The organism is Paenibacillus sp. J5, from assembly GCF_054955055.1.
In genome coordinates, this window is sequence record NZ_JBUEDD010000003.1 from 516,926 (window position 1) to 539,848 (window position 22,923).

15 protein-coding genes are annotated in these 22,923 nt (G+C 55.4%); all 15 read left to right on the forward strand.

From position 1 onward, the window contains the following. Window positions 1-10: 10 nt before the first annotated feature. The 15 genes from ACY1JZ_RS07405 (at window position 11) to ACY1JZ_RS07475 (ending at window position 22,748) form a co-directional block, all read left to right on the forward strand. Window positions 11-997, forward strand: coding sequence for an Rpn family recombination-promoting nuclease/putative transposase (locus tag ACY1JZ_RS07405; protein ID WP_462628681.1), 987 nt, complete (start codon window positions 11-13; stop codon window positions 995-997). A 37-nt stretch (window positions 998-1,034) separates the two neighbouring features. Beyond that, window positions 1,035-1,226, forward strand: coding sequence for a hypothetical protein (locus ACY1JZ_RS07410; RefSeq protein ID WP_462628682.1), 192 nt, complete (start codon window positions 1,035-1,037; stop codon window positions 1,224-1,226). A gap of 277 nt (window positions 1,227-1,503) precedes the next feature. Continuing rightward, on the forward strand, window positions 1,504-5,508 hold the full coding sequence (locus ACY1JZ_RS07415) for a hypothetical protein (RefSeq protein ID WP_462628683.1): 4,005 nt from the start codon (window positions 1,504-1,506) through the stop codon (window positions 5,506-5,508). A 199-nt stretch (window positions 5,509-5,707) separates the two neighbouring features. Continuing rightward, a complete protein-coding gene (hpf, locus tag ACY1JZ_RS07420; RefSeq protein ID WP_270166194.1) occupies window positions 5,708-6,256 on the forward strand; it encodes a ribosome hibernation-promoting factor, HPF/YfiA family in 549 nt (182 codons plus the stop codon). Window positions 6,257-6,630: 374 nt separating this feature from the next. After that, the gene (gene secA / locus ACY1JZ_RS07425; RefSeq protein ID WP_462628684.1) at window positions 6,631-9,144 is read left to right on the forward strand and encodes a preprotein translocase subunit SecA; all 2,514 of its coding nucleotides are present in this window, start codon (window positions 6,631-6,633) and stop codon (window positions 9,142-9,144) included. Between the two features lie 163 nt (window positions 9,145-9,307). Continuing rightward, window positions 9,308-10,421, forward strand: a protein-coding gene (gene prfB / locus ACY1JZ_RS07430) for a peptide chain release factor 2 (protein WP_270166190.1) whose coding sequence is annotated in 2 segments (ribosomal slippage) — window positions 9,308-9,379 and window positions 9,381-10,421 — 1,113 coding nt in all. Because the reading frame shifts where the segments join, the coding sequence is not laid out codon by codon here. 246 nt (window positions 10,422-10,667) lie between these two features. Continuing rightward, window positions 10,668-11,579 carry a YitT family protein gene (locus ACY1JZ_RS07435; RefSeq protein ID WP_442954787.1) on the forward strand — a complete coding sequence of 304 codons (912 nt, stop codon included), beginning with the start codon at window positions 10,668-10,670 and terminating at the stop codon, window positions 11,577-11,579. A 214-nt stretch (window positions 11,580-11,793) separates the two neighbouring features. Then, window positions 11,794-12,843, forward strand: coding sequence for an N-acetyl-gamma-glutamyl-phosphate reductase (gene argC / locus ACY1JZ_RS07440; protein ID WP_462628685.1), 1,050 nt, complete (start codon window positions 11,794-11,796; stop codon window positions 12,841-12,843). 92 nt (window positions 12,844-12,935) lie between these two features. Continuing rightward, complete coding sequence (gene argJ / locus ACY1JZ_RS07445; protein WP_462628686.1) at window positions 12,936-14,174, forward strand: bifunctional ornithine acetyltransferase/N-acetylglutamate synthase; 1,239 nt, start codon at window positions 12,936-12,938, stop codon at window positions 14,172-14,174. A 26-nt stretch (window positions 14,175-14,200) separates the two neighbouring features. Beyond that, window positions 14,201-15,004: an acetylglutamate kinase gene (gene argB, locus ACY1JZ_RS07450; RefSeq protein WP_462628687.1), complete on the forward strand. Its 804-nt coding sequence runs from the start codon at window positions 14,201-14,203 to the stop codon at window positions 15,002-15,004. A 6-nt stretch (window positions 15,005-15,010) separates the two neighbouring features. After that, entirely contained in the window at window positions 15,011-16,213 is a 1,203-nt protein-coding gene (gene argD / locus ACY1JZ_RS07455) for an acetylornithine transaminase (RefSeq protein WP_462628688.1), read from the forward strand. A 14-nt stretch (window positions 16,214-16,227) separates the two neighbouring features. Then, window positions 16,228-17,184 carry an ornithine carbamoyltransferase gene (gene argF / locus ACY1JZ_RS07460; protein WP_270166180.1) on the forward strand — a complete coding sequence of 319 codons (957 nt, stop codon included), beginning with the start codon at window positions 16,228-16,230 and terminating at the stop codon, window positions 17,182-17,184. A 17-nt stretch (window positions 17,185-17,201) separates the two neighbouring features. Continuing rightward, window positions 17,202-18,437 carry an argininosuccinate synthase gene (locus tag ACY1JZ_RS07465; protein ID WP_462628689.1) on the forward strand — a complete coding sequence of 412 codons (1,236 nt, stop codon included), beginning with the start codon at window positions 17,202-17,204 and terminating at the stop codon, window positions 18,435-18,437. 41 nt (window positions 18,438-18,478) lie between these two features. Then, window positions 18,479-19,894, forward strand: coding sequence for an argininosuccinate lyase (gene argH / locus ACY1JZ_RS07470; RefSeq protein ID WP_462628690.1), 1,416 nt, complete (start codon window positions 18,479-18,481; stop codon window positions 19,892-19,894). A gap of 685 nt (window positions 19,895-20,579) precedes the next feature. Next, the gene (locus ACY1JZ_RS07475) at window positions 20,580-22,748 is read left to right on the forward strand and encodes an endonuclease MutS2 (protein WP_462628691.1); all 2,169 of its coding nucleotides are present in this window, start codon (window positions 20,580-20,582) and stop codon (window positions 22,746-22,748) included. The last annotated feature ends 175 nt before the right edge of the window (window positions 22,749-22,923 follow it).

Here is a 22,923-nt window from a genome sequence, read left to right on the forward strand (position 1 = left end):
TGCGCCGAAGATGGAGGAGGAAGAAACAACGTCAAGCCATCCGCAGCACGACACCTCGTATCGATATTTGCTATCGAGCAAGAAGCTGTTCGTGGAGCTGCTGCGAACCTTCGTAGACAACGGTTGGTTGAAGACGGTGACGGAAGAGGAAGTGGAGGAGATTCCGCATTCGTTCGTGCTGCCGGACTTCAAGCGGAAGGAAGCGGATCTGGTCTACCGAGTTAAGCTGAACGGTCAGGATGTCGTCTTCTATCTGCTGCTGGAGCTGCAGTCGAGTGTGGACTACCGGATGGCGTACCGACTGCTGCTCTATCAGGTGGAGATCTGGCGGTATCTGCAGCATCATGAAGCGTACTCGTCGGAGAACCGGAAGACCTTCAGGCTGCCACCGATCGTGCCGCTTGTACTGTACAATGGGCAGCAGAGCTGGACGGCGAAGCGGGAATTTCGCCAGTTGCTGGAGACAGAAGGGTGGTTCGGGCCGGAGCTGCTGAATTTTGAATATCTGCTCATAGATGTGGCACGTTATACGGATGAGGATCTGCTGTCGTTATCGAATACGATTGCCTCTGTATTCTTCCTGGATAAGACGGCGCGCCCGGATCAACTGCAAGGGAGATTGGAGCAGTTGATGGGGACATTCCGCCGCCTGCCGGAGGAGAATCAGCAGAAGTTTGTGTCGTGGATGGCGAATGTGCTAAAGCGGAAGCTGCCGGAGAAGGATGCGCTGGAGCAATTCATTCAGAGCGTGAAAGGAGAGTCATCGCAGATGGGACTGGAGAAAATATTGGATGACATCGAGCATAAGGGTCGTCGTGAGGGTCGCCAGGAGGGTCGTCAGGAGGGGCGCCGCGAGGGTCGACTAGAAGGAGAACGCGCTGCGAAACAAACGATGGTGAGGCAACTGCTCGCGAAGCAAGTAGATAGCGCGATCATAGCCGAGGTCACAGGCTTCTCGCCGGAGGCGATCAAGCAGATGGAGCAAGAGGGCGACTAAACGTTCAGTTCCGAGCGTGAAAGGAGAGTCATCGCAGATGGGACTGGAGAAAATATTGGATGACATCGAGCATAAGGGTCGTCGTGAGGGTCGACTAGAAGGAGAACGCGTTGCGAAGCAAACGATGGTGAAGCAACTGCTGGCGAAGCAAGTAGATAGCGAGATTATAGCCGAGGTCACAGGCTACTCGCCGGAGGCGATCAAGCAGATGGAGCAAGAGAATTGTTAATCGATGCTCAGGCTAGTCCCGTGAAGCGGGTTCGTGCATAACCCCTGAAATGCTAAAAAGCCCAAGAATGTTGATTTCACAGCATTCTTGGGCTTTTTAGCTGGCTGCAATTGCGATCTACCACTTATGATATATTTTTGCATTTTGTAATGTGGAACATATTTTTCCGAGTGGTTTATTGCTATAATTAGCCTGTAGTCTTCAACTGAGAGTCTTCATAGCCAGGCGTTGGGAAGCTTCTTGTCTAACGGAACGGCTCAATATAAAGGAGGAGAATATGAGTACACGTTCGCCCCGTCATTATTATGTTATTAACAAATGGCTAGCTCTCCTGTGCATTGTAACGCTGCTGTTTCCGCCTATTGCAGTGTCTGAGCATGTGTATGCCAAGGAGCAGGAGGAAGCGCCGGGTCAGCTTCAAGGGCAACTGAAGCTGAGTAGCGACGCGGACATTACCCAGTATAGGGTGGTGGTTAAGTCACAGGACGAATCGATGTCCTATAACGATTATTGGCAATGGAGCAATGTCGAAGAACCACGGACCTTCCACTTCGCTGAGCTAAAGGCTGGACAGTATGAGATCAGTCTGTACCATAATGCATTGCGGATCAACGTCTATGATGCTCGTGTCGAAGCAGGCAAATCTACACTCATCATCTTTGCCCCGCAAGGCGGCGATGGCGTCATTCAAGGTCAGATTCAGTTCGATGAGGACACGCTGGATCATCCCTTCTGGATGTATATGCGTTCCGGCGAGCTTGAGCTGACGCTCGATACCGAATACACGTACAATCGGTACGCGATCATCGGCTTGAATGCCGGAAGCTATTATCTGGCGGCACGCTACCAGGGGGTGCAGCAGCAGCGCAACTATCAGCAGTTGCTCACCAGTGGCATACTGGATGTGAATTACAAGTTTCTCTCGCGGCCAGAGGCTGGAGGCATCAACCTGTCTGGCAGTCTCACCACGACGATTCCAGGACATCGTGTAGAAAGCTTGTATCTCGTAGGTCAGGGAGGTTACACCTGGCTGGTGCAGCCTGATCCGAGCGGTCAATATAGCGTGAACGGCCTGTCTGCAGGCATCTACAGAGCGGTCGTCTACTCCTACTCCCCCCAACTGGACTATTCTGTCGATCACTTGACTATTGAACAAGAGGATACAAAATTCAGCTATCAATTCCGAGGAGAATCGGAGCCGGGAACGGGGACGGTGACAGGCAGAATCAGTGACTTGGCTGGTAATGTGCCGGAGGATGTTTCGTTGCAATACTCGTTGCGGTTGATGAATGATGACTTTACACATCGGACAGATGGCTGGTCCATCTCCGGGATGGCGGATGGGGATGGCATCTATTATCTGGCAGGAATAGACCCTGGCGTCTATGAGTTGGATGCGCGTACTGGCAATGGGAGCATGTATGGCACGACCGCTATCGTAGTGGCAGCGGACGAAACGACAGAGCGCGATCTGCGAATCGGTTCCAGCGGTGAGGCGAAGACGATTAGCGGCCGAGTACTGGATGTCGATGGTTCGGTGGCGGTCGGTGCGCGAATCACCCTGTATTCCTACATTCGCGATGAAATAGGTGAAGTAATTCATGAGACGCGATCCAGCTCCTATGGCTACATGTTATCGCCTGTCTTCCCTGGCGAATACCTTGTCAGAGCGGAGACAGAGCACTCGGTATACACCAAGCGTGTCGTCTTGGAGCCAGGCGGAGAGAGCATACAGCTTGATCTGATGAATGCGCCGCCAACCTTGAGCTTTACTGTCGAGGGCAAATACCGGGTAGGCGATGTGTTGTCCGTAGTCACCTCGAATTATGAGGATGAAGATGGCGACGAGGCCGATACACCTGAATTCAAGTGGCTAACGGCAGAGACGACACAGTCCACCTTCTACGAAGTGGAGGGAGAGACGGACGCGACGTATACGATTCGACCAGAGGATGCAGGCAGAGCGGTGGTCGTGTATGTCACACCGAAGGCGAAGACGGGCACATTGCGCGGGGAGACCCGTTCAAGCAGCCCACAGCGGGTAGCGGATGAGTCGCAGATTACGATAGCGTCCAAGAAGGTTACAGAGAGTGTGCCATTCGATCTGGACATTGCCTCGGCTATAGATTACAACGGCCTGCCTGTCACAGGGAAGCACACCGTCAAGCTATGGCATGATGATAAGCTGCTGCCGGAGCAAACGGTGGAGCTGAACAGTCAGGGCGAGGGGACGCTAGAGGCCATCTCGGTAGAGGATGCGGACACGAATCTCTTCGCTGTACAGATTGTGAATGCAACCACGAAAAAGCCATTCGAGCTGGAGGTGATCCGCAATACGCCGCCGCAGGGAGAAGTGCGGATTGTCAGTGAGCAGCATGCAGCGCCGGGCGTAGTGTTACAGGCTGCATTTAACTATGCTGACCCCGATGGAGACCCGGAGGGGGAGCATGAATACCAATGGTTCCGTGCTGAGGCAGGCGGCCTGAGCTTCGAGCCTGTCGCGGGAGCAACAACTGCACGTTATGAGGTAGTGGAGAGTGATCTGGGAGCGCGCTTCCGGGTGAGTGTAACTCCTCATGCTGCGAGCGGCGCCCCTGTGGGCGAGACTGTAACCAGTGATCCCGTTATGATCGGCGATTATTCTTCCCTGAAGACGGTTGAGACGGAGGGAGAAGCCGTCGCCGGGAATCCGGTCTCCTTATGGCTGAGCGGTGTCAGGAGCTATGGCGGTCAGTTGCTGCAAGGCGAGCATACCGTTCGGCTGCGACTGAACCCGGATCTGCCGGCTGCGAGCTATCTGGCAACCTTTGATGCTGGGGAGACGATTATTGGCCCAATCGTGTTTGAGCAGGCAGGTCGGCAGGAGCTGGAGCTGCGTGTGGAGGGCTTGACGAGCTACCATCCGTTCGCTGTGGAGATCGCCCCGGCGCCTCAGCCATACGGCCTTCTAAGTATAGAAGGAGAGGGCACGCCAGGCAGCGAGCTGAAGGCGAATTTTGAGTGGGTCGGCAAGGAACAGGTTCAACCCGTCTATCAGTGGCAGATTGGTACTGGCGCAGGGTCAGAGGAGAGCCTGGAATTCGCGGATATTGACGGGGCCACGAGCGATAGCTATGTTATTCAGCCGAAGGATGCCGGACACTCTATCCGGGTCAAGGCAAGGCCGCTCACCTCAGCGGGGCAGCCTGCCGGGGAGGATGTATACAGTGATGCGATAGCCGTTACGGATCGCTCCTCACTGGAGCTGATCGTTCAGGGCAAGCTGACAGCGGGGCGGCCGTTTCAACTGCTGCTGGAGCAGGCCAAAGGATATAACGGAACGGCGTTGGCTGGGAAGCACACAGTTCTCGTTTACAATGGGCAGACAGAGCTGGGCAGCTTCGAGGTGACCTTTACTGAAGGGGCTGGGTGGCTCTCGGGTCTCACCATCAAACAAGCGGGAGAGTATAGCCTTACTATAGAAGTGATAGGCGCCGTATCGCCGCGCTCCGTAACCGTCCACGTCACGGAGGCCGCTGCTCCTGTTGGCAGTGTAGCGATAGCAGGCGATGCGCATCCTGGCAGCCTGATCAATGCAGTGGTAAGCTACAGTGCGAATAATGAGGCCCCGGAAGGCGAGCATAGCTACCAGTGGTACAGATCAGCCGATCATGATCTGTATACACGGATCGATGGGGCAACGGATCGAAGCTATCTGGTCAGCTCGGCAGACGAAGGGCATTATCTCCGGGTCGAGGCTGTCCTGCGAACCGCCGAGGGTACGGAAGGCGGGCCTGTTACCAGTGAAGCGGTATGGGTGGAGAGAGTAGCGGTGGAGCCAGTCGTCAGCGGACTGACCGTAATCGACACGGACGCTAGAGCAGGCTATCTTAGTGGGGTGATACGCTGGAACGGTCTTGCCGATGAAGAGGGGATTACTGGCTATGCGGTGTACTTTACGGATTCCAGAGGGGTGCGCATTGGCGATGCCATCGGTGAAACGGCCAAGGGCAGCTATCACGTGGCCATTCATAAGCTAGAGGTGCCAGCAACAGCCGCTGCGATCGCAGTCTATGCTGTGCGGGGCAGCGAGCTAGCGAATAGCGGAGCGCAACTGGATGACTTCGATCAGACCTCCGCGCAAGCGGTTCGCAACGAGCTAAGACGCTACCTGTTCCCACAGACGAATGAGGTGACGATCAGCCACATTATGAAGGCCATTGCGACCAAGACAGATGTGACGGGTGATGAGGTGTTCGATAAGGAGGATGCACGTCTCATCCTGTCTTTGATTGATATGTAAGGATGGCATGAAGTGAGCCGTCAGGTGAATCTGCTGTTTCTCGCTGCTGGGATTAAGAGCCAAGCGATGAGGAGGCAGAGGCCTGACGGTTTTTTCTGAAAATTGAATTTTCAAAATATTCAAATATCATCCCGTAAAGGCTTTGAATTCATGGGGAAGGATGTGGTATGATAGAGTCAGATCAAAGGAGGAGTGTCTTATGAAATACAATATCCGAGGACAAAATATCCAAGTAACGGACGCCTTACGCGACTACGTAGAGAAAAAATTAAGCCGCTTGGACAAGTATTTTGAAGCGCCCCTTACCTCCGAAGTACATGTTACCTTATCGGTAATCAAAAATAAGCAAGGCGTCGAGGTAACGATCCCGCTGCAAGGCACAATGCTTCGCGCCGAAGAGAAAAAGAATGAAGATATGTATGCGTCTATCGATCTGGTCGTGGATAAGCTGGAGCGCCAGATTCGTAAATACAAGACGAAAATCAACCGCAAATTCCGTCAGGAGGGCAGCCTGAAATCGCTTATTAAGGAAGATGGCGGAGCCGTGAAGGTGCTGGAGGAGGACGATGAGCTCGAAATCGTCAGAACCAAGCGCTTCACACTCAAGCCGATGGATGTTGAAGAAGCGGTGCTGCAAATGAATATGATCGGGCATTCCTTCTTCGTCTTCGCCAATGCCGAGTCGAAGGAAGTCAATGTCGTCTATAAACGCAGCGACGGCAAATACGGCCTGATTGAGCAGGGCTGATCTTAGTCGCTGCGACCAGCAGAAAACCGGACCCTCCAAGGTCCGGTTTTCTTGCAGGCACAGGTATGCTGCCCCTCCTGTTGTGCAAGCCGAGGCGCTTCCTCAACGAGGTTTTGTGCGGAGGGATGGGAGTCGGAGCGCGTCGCCAGAGCCGATCTGCCATGACCAGGAGGAGCGTCTGCTTCAGAGCGCAATCGATACCTTGTTGCGGCTGTAGCGGCGCTTTATGGATATTCATGGCGCTGCTATGCAACCCTGGGCCTTCTTTTTCCGTTAAATGGTTAAAGATTGCTAAAGTGCTGCATTGCGGGACATGGAACAAACTGATACAATTTAGGCATTGAGGAAAAACTGAAAGGGGTTTACCATATACGATGCTCGGACTGGTGAAGAAGCTTTTCGGGGACGCCAATGAACGCGAAATCAAGCGGTTGATGCGTACCGTCGATCAGATTAATAAAATGGAACCGGACTACGTGAAGCTGTCGGACGAGCAGCTACGTGCCAAGACGGATGAGTTCAAGGCCAGAATTGAAAAAGGAGAGACAGCAGAGCAGTTGCTGCCAGAAGCGTTTGCCACCGTTAGAGAAGCCTCCAAGCGGACACTGGGCATGCGCCATTTTGACGTTCAGCTTATCGGAGGTATGGTGCTCCATGACGGCAAAATCTCCGAGATGAAGACAGGGGAAGGGAAGACGCTTGTTGCGACGCTGCCCGTGTATCTGAATGCGCTGCTCGGCAAGGGCGTTCATGTCGTCACCGTCAATGACTATCTGGCGCAGCGTGACAGCCAGCTCATGGCGCAGCTCTATGAATTCCTGGGGATGACCGTAGGCTGCAACCTGAACTCCCTGTCCCATGAGGAGAAGCAGCAGGCCTATGCTTGCGATATTACCTATGGCACCAATAATGAGTTCGGCTTTGACTATCTGCGCGACAACATGGTGTTGTATAAGGAGCAGATGGTTCAACGTCCATTATATTTTGCTATCATTGACGAAGTGGATTCGATCTTGATTGACGAAGCGCGGACGCCGCTGATTATCTCTGGACAAGCTGCGAAGTCGACGGAGATGTATTTCTCGGCAGACCGTTTTGTGAATCGTCTGAAAGCGGACGAAGACTATACCGTTGATATTAAGCTGCGTTCGGTCACCTTGACAGAGGCCGGGGTGGAAAAGGCGGAGAAGGCATTCGCCATCGAGAATCTGTTCGATCATGCGAACGTGCTGCTGAACCATCATATCCAGCAATCGCTCAAAGCCCATGCCATTATGAAGCGCGATGTAGATTACGTTGTGCAGGATGGCGAAGTGGTCATCGTGGATGAGTTCACTGGGCGTCTGATGTCGGGTCGCCGTTATAGCGATGGACTGCATCAGGCGATTGAGGCGAAGGAGCAGCTAGAGGTTCAGAACGAGAGCATGACGCTCGCGACGATCACCTTCCAGAACTACTTCCGTATGTATCGCAAGCTGGCCGGTATGACCGGTACGGCGAAGACGGAGGAAGAGGAGTTCAAGAAGATCTATGGCCTGGACGTTGTCCAGATTCCGACGAACCGCCAGATGATCCGCAATGACATTCCTGACGTGGTCTACAAGACAGAGAATGGCAAGTTTAAGGCGGTCGTCGAGGAAATCGTAGAGCGTCACAAAAAGAACCAACCCGTGCTGGTCGGTACCGTCTCTATCGAGAATTCGGAGCGTCTCTCCGAGATGCTCAAGCGCAAGGGCGTTGCACATAAGGTGCTTAACGCGAAATTCCATGCCGAGGAAGCAGAGATTATTTCTCGTGCTGGACAGGCAGGCTCGGTAACGATCGCCACCAACATGGCGGGACGCGGAACCGATATTTTGCTTGGCGAGAGTGTAGGAGATATTGGCGGTCTGCATATTATCGGTACCGAGCGTCATGAGAGCCGCCGGATTGATAACCAGTTGCGCGGCCGTGCCGGTCGTCAGGGAGACCCTGGCTCCTCGCAATTCTATCTGTCGCTGGAGGATGAATTAATGCGCCGCTTCGGTGCGGAGAATATCATGGGTATGATGGAGCGCCTGGGCTTCGATGAGGATCAGCCGATCGAGAGCCGCCTCATTACCCGTGCGATCGAGTCTGCACAGAAGCGTGTAGAGGGCAATAACTTTGATCTGCGCAAGGTTGTTCTCCAGTATGATGACGTGATGAACCAGCAGCGCGAGATTATCTACAAGCAGCGCCGCGAGGTGCTTCATTCCGAGAACATCCGTGATATTGTCATGGATATGATCAAGCCTGTCGTGGAGCGGATCGCCGACGCGCATTGTCCAAGCGAGGAAGTGCCGGAGGATTGGGATCTTCAGGCTATCGTCGACTACGCGCATGGGACGTTCCTGCAGGAAGGGACATTGACGAAGGACGAGCTGTGGGGCAAGGAGAAGGAGGAGGTCGTCTCCTACCTGTTCGACAAGATTACGGCCTTGTATGATGAGCGCGAGGCGATGATGGGCTCGGAGATGATGCGTGAGTTCGAGAAGGTCATCGTGCTGCGTGCAGTGGACAGCAAATGGATGGATCACATCGATGCGATGGATCAATTGCGTCAGGGCATTCACCTTCGGGCATACGGCGGTACTGATCCGCTCAGGGAGTACCAGTTCGAGGGCTTCGAGATGTTCAAGGAAATGATCGAGCATATCCAGGAAGAAGTAACGAAGTATGTCATGAAGGCACATGTCGAGAAAAACCTGGAGCGCCAGGCTGTTGCTGAAGGACAAGCGGTTCAGGATAGCAGCAAGGTCGATCCGAAGTCGAAGCAGGTGGTACGCAAGGAAGAGCAGCGTGTTGGCCGCAACGATGCTTGCCCATGCGGTAGCGGCAAGAAGTACAAGCAATGCCACGGCAAGTAATCCTTCGTATCGCGGGTGAGGCTGCGAAGCGGGAAATAGCCTGTTGAGGCACTATAATGGCATCGCGGCTCCTCACTGACCAGGCTATGGCCTCGGCTGGGAGGAGCCGCAAGCGCTCCGGCGGGCCGGGGCGAATCTATCGACGAGGTGACGAATAACGATTATGATCGATTCTTCGGTAAAGCAGGATTTGCGTGAAATAGCAACCAAACTTCAAAATCTTAGGGGGTCTCTTTGACTTAGATCTGAAGCAAGAGATGATCGCCAACTTCGAGGAGAAGATGACGGCCCCGGATTTTTGGGATGATAATGAGAAGGCTCAGAGCGTGATCTCCGAGCTGAATGCGATCAAATCGATCGTAGAGCAATATGAGAGGCTGCATGCCGAGCAAGAGGATCTGGAAACGATGCTGGAGCTTGCGGAGGAAGAGGGCGACAGCGACATGGTGGCGGAGCTGGTGGAGGGCGTCAGCGCTCTCGTCGCCCGCGTCGGCGACTTTGAGCTTCAGTTGCTGCTTAGTCAGCCGTATGACAAGCTGAATGCCATATTGGAGCTGCATCCCGGAGCAGGCGGCACCGAGTCCCAGGATTGGGGGCAGATGCTGTACCGGATGTATACCCGGTGGGTGGAGAAACGCGGCTTCAAGTACGAGATTCTCGATTACCAGGATGGCGATGAGGCGGGCATCAAGAGCGCGACGATTCTGATTAAGGGCTACAATGCGTATGGCTATCTGAAAGCGGAGAAAGGGGTACACCGTCTGGTGCGCATCTCACCGTTCGATGCTTCGGGTCGCCGTCATACCTCCTTCGTCTCCTGTGATGTCGTGCCCGAGATTACGGATGACATCGAGATTGAGATTCGCAGCGAGGACTTGAAGGTGGATACGTACCGCGCCAGCGGCGCTGGCGGGCAGCACGTCAACAAGACGGAATCCGCCATTCGCATCACGCATATCCCGACAGGGATCGTTGTGGCTTGCCAGCAGGAGCGTTCGCAGATTCAGAACCGCGAGCGTGCGATGAATATGCTCCGTTCGAAGCTGTACGAGAAGAAGATTGAGGAGCAGCAGCGGCATCTGGCAGAGATTCGCGGCGAGCAATCGGATATTGCCTGGGGCAGCCAGATTCGCTCGTATGTCTTCCATCCCTATAGCATGGTCAAGGATCATCGAACCTCTGTCGAGACAGGCAATGTCGGCGCGGTGATGGATGGCGACATCGATCCGTTCATCGACGGCTATCTGCGCAGCCAGATTCGTCAGGAGCCTCAGTAGACCTACAATGCATATGATTCAGCCACAGGCTTGCTAGCAGACCGCACGGTTATCCTTCCTGCGGTCTTTCACTTTGCAGATGAACAGATCGGATGATCTTCATGAAGCATGCGATAGACAGGGTGGGTTCTTGTGGTATGGTACCCCCACATCATGCGTATACTGTCATGGCAGTGGACAAGTGCTGCTAGCAGCGCGTGCTCCAATCCGGTACATATGTTATTAGTAAGGGAAGGTTAGGGGATCGTGACGGCTATAGATAAGAAGGAAGCGAGTTCAGGTGTGCGTAGACGACGTCGCGCTTCGCGCGGACAGGCTCACCCGGCAGCCAAGCTGGCTAGTCAGCTTGTGCTGCTGCTTGCAGGGTGTCTCATTGTAGCGGTGAGCTTTAACTTGTTTTTTGTCGCTGCGGGCATAGCCTCAGGGGGCGTATCCGGCATCTCCATCCTGGTGCAACGAATATGGGGCATCGTTCCGGCCTATACGCAGTGGGCGCTGAATGTGCCGTTATTTCTGGCAGGGTTGTTTGTGTTCGGCAAGCGATTTGCACTGCAGACGCTGCTGGGCTCCTTCGTGTTGCCGTTATTTGTGCTGCTGACCTCATCCTGGCCGCCGCCAACCCATAATCCGTTGCTGGCTGCCATCTATGGGGGGATTGGCGTGGGCATCGGACTGGGACTGGTCTTCCGCGGGCGCGGCTCGACAGGGGGGCTCGATCTGGCTGCCCAACTGCTGCAACGCTACACTGGCTTGCGGCTTGGGCTGGCGTTGCCATTATTTGACGGTCTGGTCATTGTTACAGCGGGACTAGTGATCTCGCCTGAAAATGCGTTGTACGCACTCATTGCGTTGTTTGTGACCAGCAAGACGATTGATATTATGCAGACGGGCTTGTTGGTATCCAAGGTCGCCTTTATTATCTCTGACCGTTCGGAGGAGATCGGAGCCAGCGTGCTGCGCGATCTCGATCGCGGGATGACGCGGCTGCAGGCACAAGGGGGATACACCGGGGCGGAGCGGCCAGTGCTGATGGTGGTCGTTCAGCAGAATGAAGTGTTGCGGCTGAAGCTGCTTGTACAGGCCATTGATCCAGACGCCTTCGTCATTATTAGCGATACAGCGGAGGTGCTGGGGCAGGGCTTCCAGCGGACGGAATAGGCGTTGTATTTATATGAATACTAATGTATAATAATTCAATGTTAGTTATTCGGTAATGTGATGAGGGAGCGCCTTGCCGCGCGAGCTTGTGATTGCCTTCAGCAGGCATAGCGTGTAGCGGCGGCCCTCCCTATACTTATAATATGGAATCTATAATGGCGTCCTTGAGAGGACCTGGACAATAGTACAGCATAGATAGATGGGAGAGAGCGCAATGAGTAACAAATTGAAGGTGGCAATTGTAGGCTCGACGGGATATGGCGGCGTAGAGCTGATCCGGTTGCTTCAGCATCATCCGCAAGTCGAGATTACGTCGGTCATTTCCTCCTCCGCTGCTGGCTCTCCGATTGCTGAGGGCTATCCGCATCTGAATGAGATTCGGACCGATCTGCTGGATGGAGTCGAGCCGGAGGCGATTCGCAGCAAGGCCGATCTGGTATTTCTGGCGACTCCTGCTGGTGTGGCTTCCAAGCTCGCGGGGCAACTGCTGGAGGTTGGGCTGAAGGTTATTGATCTGTCGGGCGACCTGCGCTTGAAGTCACCGTCTGTATATGAGCAATGGTACAACAAGCCTGCTGCCGAACAGCAGTTGCTGGATCGGGCGGTCTATGGCTTGGCGGAGGTGTTCGGGCAGGAGGTTCGTGACGAGCAGCTCATCTCCAATCCGGGCTGCTTCCCGACCGGAACGCTGCTGGGGCTGGTGCCTGCGGTGGCGGCAGGATGGATCGATCCTTCAACAATTATTATTGATGCCAAGACAGGCATGTCGGGAGCCGGCAGAGGCACGAGCCTGGGGGCGCATTTTTCCGAGATGAACGAGAACTTCAAGGCGTACAAGGTCAACCACCATCAGCATATCCCGGAGATTGAGCAGGTGCTGGGCCGTGTATCAGGCAAATCGGTCGTAACGACCTTCACCACGCATATGGTGCCGATGACACGCGGTATTTTGAGTACGATGTATGCAACAGTGGCTGGAGCTTACAGTACGCAGGACTTTATTGATCTGTATCGCAGATATTATGAGGGACGCCCGTTCGTCCGCATTCGCCCGGAAGGGCAATGGCCAGCCACCAAGGAGGTTGCCGGATCGAACTATTGCGATATTGGCTTTTCGGTGGATGACCGTACAGGCAGAGTGACGATTATTGCGGTGATTGACAATCTGGTCAAGGGAGCTGCTGGTCAGGCGATTCAGAACCTGAATCTGATGATGGGCTGGGAAGAAAGCCTTGGACTGCAGTTTGTCCCGGTATACCCTTAAACGATACATTACAATCCGATGGTACAGCTCTCGCGGTGGGTCGCGCCTGTACCCTCTATCCTATATTGCTATAGAAGGAGCATGAATGCGCCATGGAACAAGGCACTGGAGAGGTCTTTGCGATCCTGAAGGACGGATCGATCACTACACCGAAGGGCTTCAAGGCAGGAGGACTGCACTGCGGCCTCAAGAAAACTACGCGCCATGACCTGGGCGCCATCCTATGTGAAGTCCCGGCCGCGGCTGCCGGGGTGTACACACTGAACAAAGTGCAGGCGGCGCCGATCCGTGTGACGCAGGACAGCATTGGTACGGCAGGCAAGCTGCGCGCTGTGCTGGTGAATAGCGGCAATGCTAATGCTTGCACGGGCAAGCAGGGTGAGGAGGATGCCTACCAGATGCGCGCTTCGTTCGCGGAGGCAATGGGACTGTCCGAGCAAGAGGTGGCTGTTGCTTCGACGGGCGTGATCGGGGAGCTGCTCAAGATGGATCGGGTGCTGGACGGCATCGGACAGCTTCCAGCCAGACTGGAGGGTACGAGCGCCGGGGCGGAGGATTTCTGCCAGGCTATACTGACTACAGACCTGGTACAGAAGATGATCTGCGTCGAGGTGGAGATTGACGGTCGCAAGGTAGTCGTCGCAGGTGCTGCCAAAGGCTCCGGCATGATCCATCCGAATATGGCGACGATGCTCGGCTTTGTGACAACAGATGCGAAGATTGGCGGCGCTGCGCTGCGGCAGTTGCTGCGGCAGGCGACTGACCTGACCTTCAACATGATTACGGTGGACGGCGATACGAGCACGAATGATATGCTGGTTGCTATGGCTAGTGGCCTGGCGGAGAACGACGAGCTGACAGAGCAGCACCCGGATTACGGCAAATTCGCTGCAGCGCTCACTTACGTATGCGAGGTGCTGGCGAAGGCGATCGCCCGTGATGGAGAAGGCGCAACGAAGCTGGTCGAGGTACAGGTCGAGGGCGCAGAGAGCGACGCATCGGCAAGAGCTATCGCGAAGACGGTGATTGGCTCGTCGCTGGTCAAGTCGGCTGTATTTGGAGCGGATGCGAACTGGGGACGGATTATTGCTGCTGTTGGACGTGCTGGCGAGCCCGTCAATCCCGATACCGTAGACATCGCGCTTGGCGAGATCGAGACGCTGCGGCAATCGCGCCCCGTGGTGTTCGATGAGGAGGCTGCGCTGGAATATTTGAAGGGCGATACCGTCGTCATCCGCGTGCATCTGCATCTGGGCGAAGGCCGTGCGATTGGATGGGGCTGTGATCTGACCTATGATTATGTGCGGATTAACGCCGCATACCGGACATGATGATGAGAGATGAAGGAGCAAGAGGGATGAAGGAGCAGCGTTTTGTAATGAAATGCGGGGGCAGCACGCTTGCGGCGCTTCCGCCTTCCTTTTTTGAGGATCTTCGCGCTCTGCAGGAGCAGGGGGTTCGTCCTGTTATTGTTCATGGCGGCGGGCCGGCTATCTCCGAGACGCTAGGTAAGCTCGGCATTGAATCTGAATTTGTCAATGGCCTGCGCAAGACGAGCAACGAGGTGCTCGATGTTGTGGAGATGGTACTGGCTGGACGGATCAACAAGGAGATTGTGCGCAAGATCGGGCAGAGTGGCGCCAAAGCGATCGGGCTGAGCGGCGTAGACGGCGGACTGATTCAGGCGGAGCCTGTAGCGAATCATGCTGAGATCGGGTATGTGGGCGATGTGACGGATGTGAACGCCGCGATCATCGAAGGCATCATGGAGCTGGAATATATTCCGGTCATTGCTCCGATCGGCATCGATGCAGCAGGCCAACGCTATAACATTAATGCGGACACGGCGGCTGGTGCGGTGGCCTCTCACCTGAATGTGGAACGAATGATCGTAGTGACCGATGTACCAGGCATTCTGAAGGAGATGGACGGAGTGAAGAGGGTGCTGCCGACCGTGACGATTGCCGAGATCGAGGAGATGATTGCATCGGGCGAGATCTACGGCGGCATGATTCCGAAGGTGCGTGCTGCCATTCAATGCATTCAGGGGCGTGTCAGTGAAGTCGTCATCGTGAGCGGGGAAGAGGAAGCGATCCTGAGCAAGGTGCTGCAGGGCGGCGATGCGGGCACCCGCATTATTAAATCGGAGCAGGGGGCGTAGAAGCGTATGACGGATACGGCAGCAAGGGGAGAAGCGCTGTTCCCGACCTATGCCAGATTTCCGCTGGCGCTCGTCAAGGGCGAGGGCAGTTGGCTGTGGGATGATCAGGGCAATAAATATTTGGACTTTATGAGCGGCATTGCCGTCACCAATCTGGGACATGCGCCACAGGCGGTCAAGGAAGCGCTGGTCAAGCAGCTTGATGAGCTGTGGCATGTGTCCAATCTGTTTCACATTCCGAATCAGGAGCAGGCGGCAAGTCTGCTCGTGCAGCATAGCTGCGCCGATGCTGTCTTCTTCTGCAACTCGGGTGCAGAGGCGAATGAAGCGGCGATCAAGCTGGCGCGGCGCTATCAGCAGAAGGTGCAGGACAACGGTCGCTATGAGATTATCACATTGACGCAATCGTTCCACGGTCGCACGCTGGCGACGCTGACCGCGACAGGACAGGATAAGGTCAAGGAAGGGTTCGGCCCGCTGCCGGAGGGCTTCTCCTATGTGCCGCTTCATGACGAGGCGGCGCTGGAGGCTGCCGTCTCCGATAAGACGGCAGCGATCATGCTGGAGACTGTACAGGCCGAAGGCGGCGTCTATCCCGTGCGTCCAGCGTATCTGGAGTTTGTGCGCGAGCTATGCGACCGACATGGCATCCTGCTGATTATCGACGAGATTCAGACCGGTATGGGGCGTACAGGCAAGCTGTTCTCCTACGAGCATTACAGCGTGGAGCCGGACATCTTCACCCTTGCCAAGGGGCTCGGAAGCGGATTTCCGGTTGGCGCGATGCTGGCGAAGGAGAAGCTGCGCGAGGCGTTCGCTCCTGGCAGCCACGGCTCGACGTTTGGCGGTACGCCGCTGGCGACCGCTGCCGTCAAGGCAACAGTGGAGACGCTGGTGGGGGACAAGGTGGCTGAGCGTGCAGCGGCTGCAGGCAGCTATCTGATGGAGCAGTTGCGGACGGCGCTTGCCTCCAATCCATTCGTGAAGGAAGTACGCGGCCGAGGGTTGCTGATCGGTATTGAATGTGCGGCTCCGGTCGGTGAGCTGATCACCGAAGCTCGTAATCGCGGGCTGCTGATGATCACCGCAGGGCCGAACGTAATTCGTCTGTTGCCAAGTCTGGTTATCACCAATGAAGATATCGATCATGGGGTGCGCATCTTGACAGCGCTGCTGGCAGAGCAGGCCGCTCCCGTGGCATCCGAATAGAAGGAGTGAGGGGAATGCAAAGCACACTCAAGGAAGAATTGGCCGTGAGCCTCAAGGGTCGGGATTTCCTCGGCCTGTCGGATTATACGCCCGAGGAGCTGCGTTATTTGCTCGATCTGGGTATTGAATTGAAGCGCAAGCAGAAGGCGGGAGAGGTCTACCATCCGCTGAAGGGCAAAACCTTGGGCATGATTTTCGAGAAATCATCAACCCGCACGCGCGTATCCTTCGAGGTCGGCATGTATCAGTTGGGCGGCCATGCGCTGTTTCTGAGCCGCAATGATCTGCAGATCGGGCGCGGCGAGACTGTGGCGGACACCGCGCAGGTCATGTCCCGTTATCTGGATGGCATCATGATCCGTACTTATGCGCACCGCACCGTTATTGATCTGGCGAGAAGCGCGACCGTTCCGGTTATTAATGGCCTGACCGACCGCTCGCACCCATGCCAGGTAATGGCTGATTTTCAGACCATTCTGGAGCATAAGGGCAAGCTGGAGGGCTTGAAGCTGGCTTATATCGGAGATGGCAACAACATGGTGCATTCACTCGTAATGGGCGCCGCCAAGCTGGGCGTTCATATCTCGGTGGCGAGCCCGGCGGGATATGAGGCCAATGCGGAAATTATTCGCCAGAGCAAAGAGGTGGCAGCAGAGAGCGGTGCGCAGATTCATGTCTGCAACGATGCGCGCGAGGCGATTGAAGGCGCGGATGTCGTGTATACGGATGTGTGGGCGAGCATGGGCTTTGAGGCGGAGCAGAAGGAGCGCGAACAGGCATTTGCCAACTATCAGGTTAATGATGAACTGGTTCAGCATGCGAAGCAGGATTACCTGTTCATGCACTGTCTACCGGCACACCGCGGCGAGGAAGTAAGCGAGAGTGTCATTGATGGCGCAAATTCCATAATTTTTGACCAGGCTGAGAATCGCCTGCACGCACAGAAGGCCATTATGGCTGCAATTATGTAGAGGAGAGGGAGAGAGAGATGGCAAAAGAGAAAATTGTATTGGCCTACTCCGGAGGCCTGGATACGTCAGTTATCCTGAAATGGCTGAAAGAAACGTATGACGCGGAAATCATCGCCTTCACGGCGGACATCGGACAGAAGGATGAACTGGACGGACTGGAGGAAAAAGCACTCGCTACAGGCGCGTCCAAGGTGTACATCGACGATCTGCGCGAGGAGTTCGCCAAGGATTTCATCTATCCGATGTTCCAGGCTGGCGCACTGTATGAGGGTCAATACCTGCTGGGCACCTCTATCGCTCGTCCATTGATCGCCAAGCGGATGGTGGACATCGCCAGAGCTGAAGGCGCAACAGCGATTGCTCATGGCGCAACAGGCAAGGGCAATGACCAGATCCGCTTCGAGCTGACTGCGGCGGCGCTCGCTCCAGAGATCAATGTGATCGCGCCATGGCGCCTGGAGAGCTTCCGCGAGCAATTCCCGGGACGCGCCGAGATGATCGCTTATGCTGAGCAGCACGGCATCCCGGTGCAGGCTTCGGCGGCGAAGCCGTACTCCATGGACCGCAATCTGCTGCATATCAGTTTTGAGAGCGGCATGCTGGAGGACCCTTGGTTTGATGCGAGTGCAGAAGAGAACCGGGATATGTATGTATTGAGCGTCTCCCCTGAGGAAGCGCCGGATCAGGCAGAATATGTGGAGCTGTCCTTCGAGGGCGGAAATTGTGTGGCGATCAATGGCGAGCAGCTAAATCCGTTGCAGGTAATGGATAAGCTCAATGAGCTGGGCGGCAAGCATGGGATCGGCCGTGTCGACATGGTGGAGAACCGCTTCGTCGGCATGAAGAGCCGCGGTGTATACGAGACACCGGGCGGCACGATTCTGTTCACGGCGCACCGCAAGATGGAGTCGCTGACGATGGACCGCGAGGTGATGCATCTGCGTGATTCGCTGATCGCCAAGTACAGCACGCTGGTCTACAACGGCTTCTGGTTCGCGCCAGAGCGTCTGGCATTGCAGGCGCTGGTGACAGAAAGTCAAAAGAATGTGAGCGGTGTTGTTCGCTTGAAGCTATATAAAGGCAATGTCATCGGTGCGGGTGTCAAAAGCCCTGTCAGCCTCTACAATCCCGACATTGCGACGATGGAGGCGGATCCTTCCCAGGCCTATGATCAGGGCGATGCGACTGGCTTTATCCGTCTGAATGCGCTGCGTCTGAAGGTATCCTCTGGCGTGGAGCAAAGCCGCAAGTAGTGCATTGAAGCAGGCTTGAAAGGGAAAGGAGAATTCACACCGTGAGCAAATTATGGGGCGGGCGCTTCACTAAAAAAACCGACCAATTGGTTGAGGAATATACAGCATCCATCGAATTCGACAAGGAGCTGGCGGAGGAAGACATCCAGGGCAGCCTGGCTCATGTCACGATGCTCGGCAAGCAGGGTATCCTGTCGGCGGAGGATGTGGAGCAGATTCAAGACGGGCTGCATCGCGTGCTGCAGCGCATCAGACGCGGCGAGATTGAATTCGCGATTGCCGATGAGGATATTCATATGAATATCGAGAAGTCGCTGATCGACGATATTGGTCCTGTCGGCGGGAAGCTGCATACCGGACGCAGCCGTAACGACCAGGTAGCAACCGATATGCATTTATACCTGCGCAAGCGTGTGGTCGAGTTCGTCGGGCTGCTGCACAAGCTGCAGGAGTCGCTGATCGGCCAGGCCAAGGAAAATCTCGATACGATTGTGCCGGGCTACACGCATCTGCAGCGGGCGCAGCCGATTCTGTTCGCTCATCATCTGATGGCGTATGTATCGATGTTTGGCCGCGATATTGAGCGTCTGCAGGATAGCTACAAGCGGATCAACACACTGCCGCTTGGCGCAGGCGCACTGGCGGGCACAACCTTCCCGATCGACCGCCATTATGTGGCGGAGCAGTTGAAATTCGATCGGGTCTACGAGAACAGCCTGGACGCTGTAAGCGACCGTGACTTTATCGTGGAATTTCTGTCCCATGCCTCGCTCATCATGATGCATCTGTCCCGTCTGAGCGAGGAGCTGATCCTGTGGTCGAGCACCGAATTCCGCTTCGTCGAGCTGGATGATGCCTTCTGCACAGGCAGCAGTATTATGCCGCAGAAGAAAAATCCCGATGTGCCGGAGCTGGTGCGCGGCAAGACGGGGCGGGTATACGGCGACCTGGTCGGTCTGCTGACTGTGCTCAAGTCGCTGCCGCTGGCCTACAACAAGGACATGCAAGAGGACAAGGAAGGCATGTTCGACACGGTGAAGACGCTTCAGGGAGCGTTGCAGTTGTTCGCGCCGATGATCGCGACGATGAAGGTCAACAAGCAGCAGATGCGTCAGGCGGTGAACCAGGATTTCTCCAATGCAACGGACATTGCAGACTTCCTCGTAGGCAAAGGGCTGCCGTTCCGGCAAGCGCATGAGGTGATTGGCAAGACGGTGCTGTATTGTATCGAGAACAACAAATATTTGCTGGATCTGACCTTGGATGAGTTCAAGCGATTCTCCACCCTGTTCGATGACCGCATCTATCAGGTACTGCAGCCCGAGCAGGTGGTCAATGCCCGTAATGTCTATGGCGGGACCGCTACAGTACAAGTAGAGGCAGCTATTGGGCGCGCCCAGGAGCAGCTTGAGCAGACAGCCGCATGGGTAGCGGAGTATCTGGAGCGCAGCAAGTAATAGCGGCATCAGAGGTCTGACATTCATTACAGAGCGGACATCAGGCAGAGGCAGTCATTGTCTCTGCCTGATGTCGTCTTACCACACGACATTGGTATTTGCGCTTGAAATCTGATAAGTATAGCTATAGGTGTATATTTGGCTTGGGCTTCTACCCCTACGCGAAGCGCGGCTTTAACATCATATCGAGCGGCGTCGGCGTTTGGGCTTGACGAGACGAACTGCTAAAGGCTATAGTAGGGGTATCCCAATCAAGGAGAGATGTTGATGTCGGCGGTTGTTCTTAACTAATGAATTGCATATCAGGCATAAGCAGCACAGTGATTCGAGCATAGCCATGTTGTGGGCGATGTTTGTTTCGTGATGTGCGAGTAGTGCCTGTGCTTTAGTTAAGAACTGCGGGAATCAATTGAAGCCTTGGGGAGCCTATACCCGATGTCTATTCAATCCGTGCTGGTTCAGCGCGGATTTTTTGTCTTTCTGGCACCATATATCGCGATGATTACCGTTAAGCCGCTATCGCTTGATCGCCCTATGCGCATGGGTGGTCGATGGAGGTTTAGCCGAAGCTGCGGGGGGGCCTGGACTATTCGGGGAGAGGTGTCTCTATATGTGAGGCGGAGAGTGAACGTATGTTCATTCTCCGCCTCTTTTTATTTTCCAATAGAAGTGGAGGATCGGATGCATGGATCAGAAGGTCATGGAACGGCTAGATTATCTCAAGGTAAAGGAAAGGCTGGAGGAATTCGCAGTCTCTTACCTGGGCAGGCAGCATATTCAGGAGATGAGGCCCTCGGCGCTGGCAGGCCGGGTGCGGCAGCAACTGGACGAAGCGGCGGAGGCGCTTGCCATGGTGAGGCAAGGGGCGAGTGTGCCGATTCCATCCCTGGAGGGGATGGAGACAATTCTGGCATTGCTCGGCACCGGCTATATATACAGTGAACGCGACCTGGAGCAGTTGGCACAGTTTCTCCGCAGTTGTGGCCAACTGGTCAAGTATATGGCGGCCAAGCAGGAGGTCGCTCCGCGGCTGAGCAGCTATGCAAGCTCGATCCGTCTGCTCAGGCCGCTGCTTGGCGAGCTGGAGCAGATGATTCGCAACGGGCGAATCGTGGATAGCGCGAGCAAGGAGCTCGCCAAGGCGCGCAAGCGCATCGCCATGTGTGAGGATAAGCTGCGTCGCAAGGTCGATGCGCTGGTGAACCAGTACAAAAAGCTGATGCAAGAGCCGCTAGTCAGCAAGCGCGGCGATCGGTATGTGCTGCCGATTAAGAAGGAGCATCGTCGCCTGGTCAAGGGGGTAGCGCTGGACGAATCAGCGAGCGGCCAGACCGTGTTTATGGAGCCGACCGAGCTAAATGTGCTGCAGGGCGAGCTGGCTGCGCTGCGAGCTGAGGAAGCGCGCGAGGAGACGAAAATATTGAGCGAGCTAAGTGAACTCGTGGAGCTGTCATCGGCCGAGCTGCGCGCCAATGCAGAGACGGTGGGCGTCTATGACTATATTATAGCCAGAGGCAAATATGCGCAGGCGATCGGCGGGTGCAATGTGGAGCTGAATGACGAGGGCAGGATGGAGCTGCGCGATGCGCGGCATCCGCTGCTGGCAGAACGTATGGTGCCGTTGCAGTTCCGCATTGGCCACAGCTACAGGACATTAATTATTACTGGGCCGAACACCGGGGGCAAGACGATGGCACTGAAAACGGTTGGCCTGCTGACCTTAATGGTGCAATCGGGTCTGCTCGTGCCCGTAGGCGAGGGCAGTTGCTTCGCTCTATTCCAGAAGCTAGCAGCAGATATTGGGGATGGACAGAGTATTGAGCATGAGCTGAGCACCTTCTCCGCCCATATCACCAATATGAAGCAGGTGCTGGCAGAGGCCGATCGCTCGACGCTGGTGCTGATTGATGAGATGGCTTCCGGTACAGACCCTGGAGAAGGCGTCGGACTGTCAATTGCCATGCTGGAGGAGCTGCATGAGCGTGGTTCGATCGTTATCGTGACGACACACTTTAACGAGATTAAGCATTTTGCAGCGGTGACGCCGGGCTTTGAGAACGCCCGCATGGAATTCGACACCGAAACTCTGGAGCCGCTATATCGGCTGCGGATCGGCGAGGCCGGGGAGAGCTATGCACTGGCCATCGCAGCCCGGCTCGGCCTGCCGCCGCGCATCATCTCCCGTTCACGAGATGTAATGGCGAGGATGCGGCAAGGCGATCCGTCGGCAGGAGAACAGGCAGAACCGCTGGAGAAGACCCTGTCCGCTGAAGCCAGTATGCCTGGAGCTGTGGAAGAAGAGCAGCAGCCGGCAGGGGCAGTCAACTCCTGCGCAGAGGAGCGGAAAGCCTCCTCTTGGTCGGACTACCAGCATATGGAGGCTGCTCCTGCAGGAGCAAGTGAACAGTCGAATCGAATGACCGCGGAGCGCAATCACGATCCTATGATTGAGATAGAAGAGAAGCAGCCCGAATTGTCTGCAGAGTCTGAAGAGCTAGCTGCACCTAATGAGTCTGAGGAGCAGGCAGGTAAGACAGAGCAAGCATCAGCCCGTGTGAAGCTGCAGTTAGGGGATTCCGTCTATATCCCGTATCTGGATAAGACAGGAATTGTCTATGCTCTCCAGGACGCGCTGGGCCATGTCGGCGTACAGGTACAGGGGCAGAAGCTGCGCATCAATCACAAGCGGCTGCGGCTTCATATCCCGGCTGCCGAGCTGTATCCCCCGGATTATGATCTGGACATCGTGTTCGAGACGAAGGATAATCGCAAGAAGCGCAAGCTCATGAGCCGCAAGCATGTGGAAGGACTCTTCATCGAGCAGGCAGGGGAGGAGCGTGATGGCCGCAGCTAAAGGTTGGCCATGAGCGGATGATCGGTTCTACACGGGGGGCTGAGCGCAAAATGGTCAGTGACGGGTTTCTATGAGACGCCATCCGTATCAGGTGTGGCTGATTCAGCGACGTGCAGCAATATGGGGGCAGGAGCCTCCCAGCCTTGCAGGAAGAGAGCGTCTATGAGAACAGCAT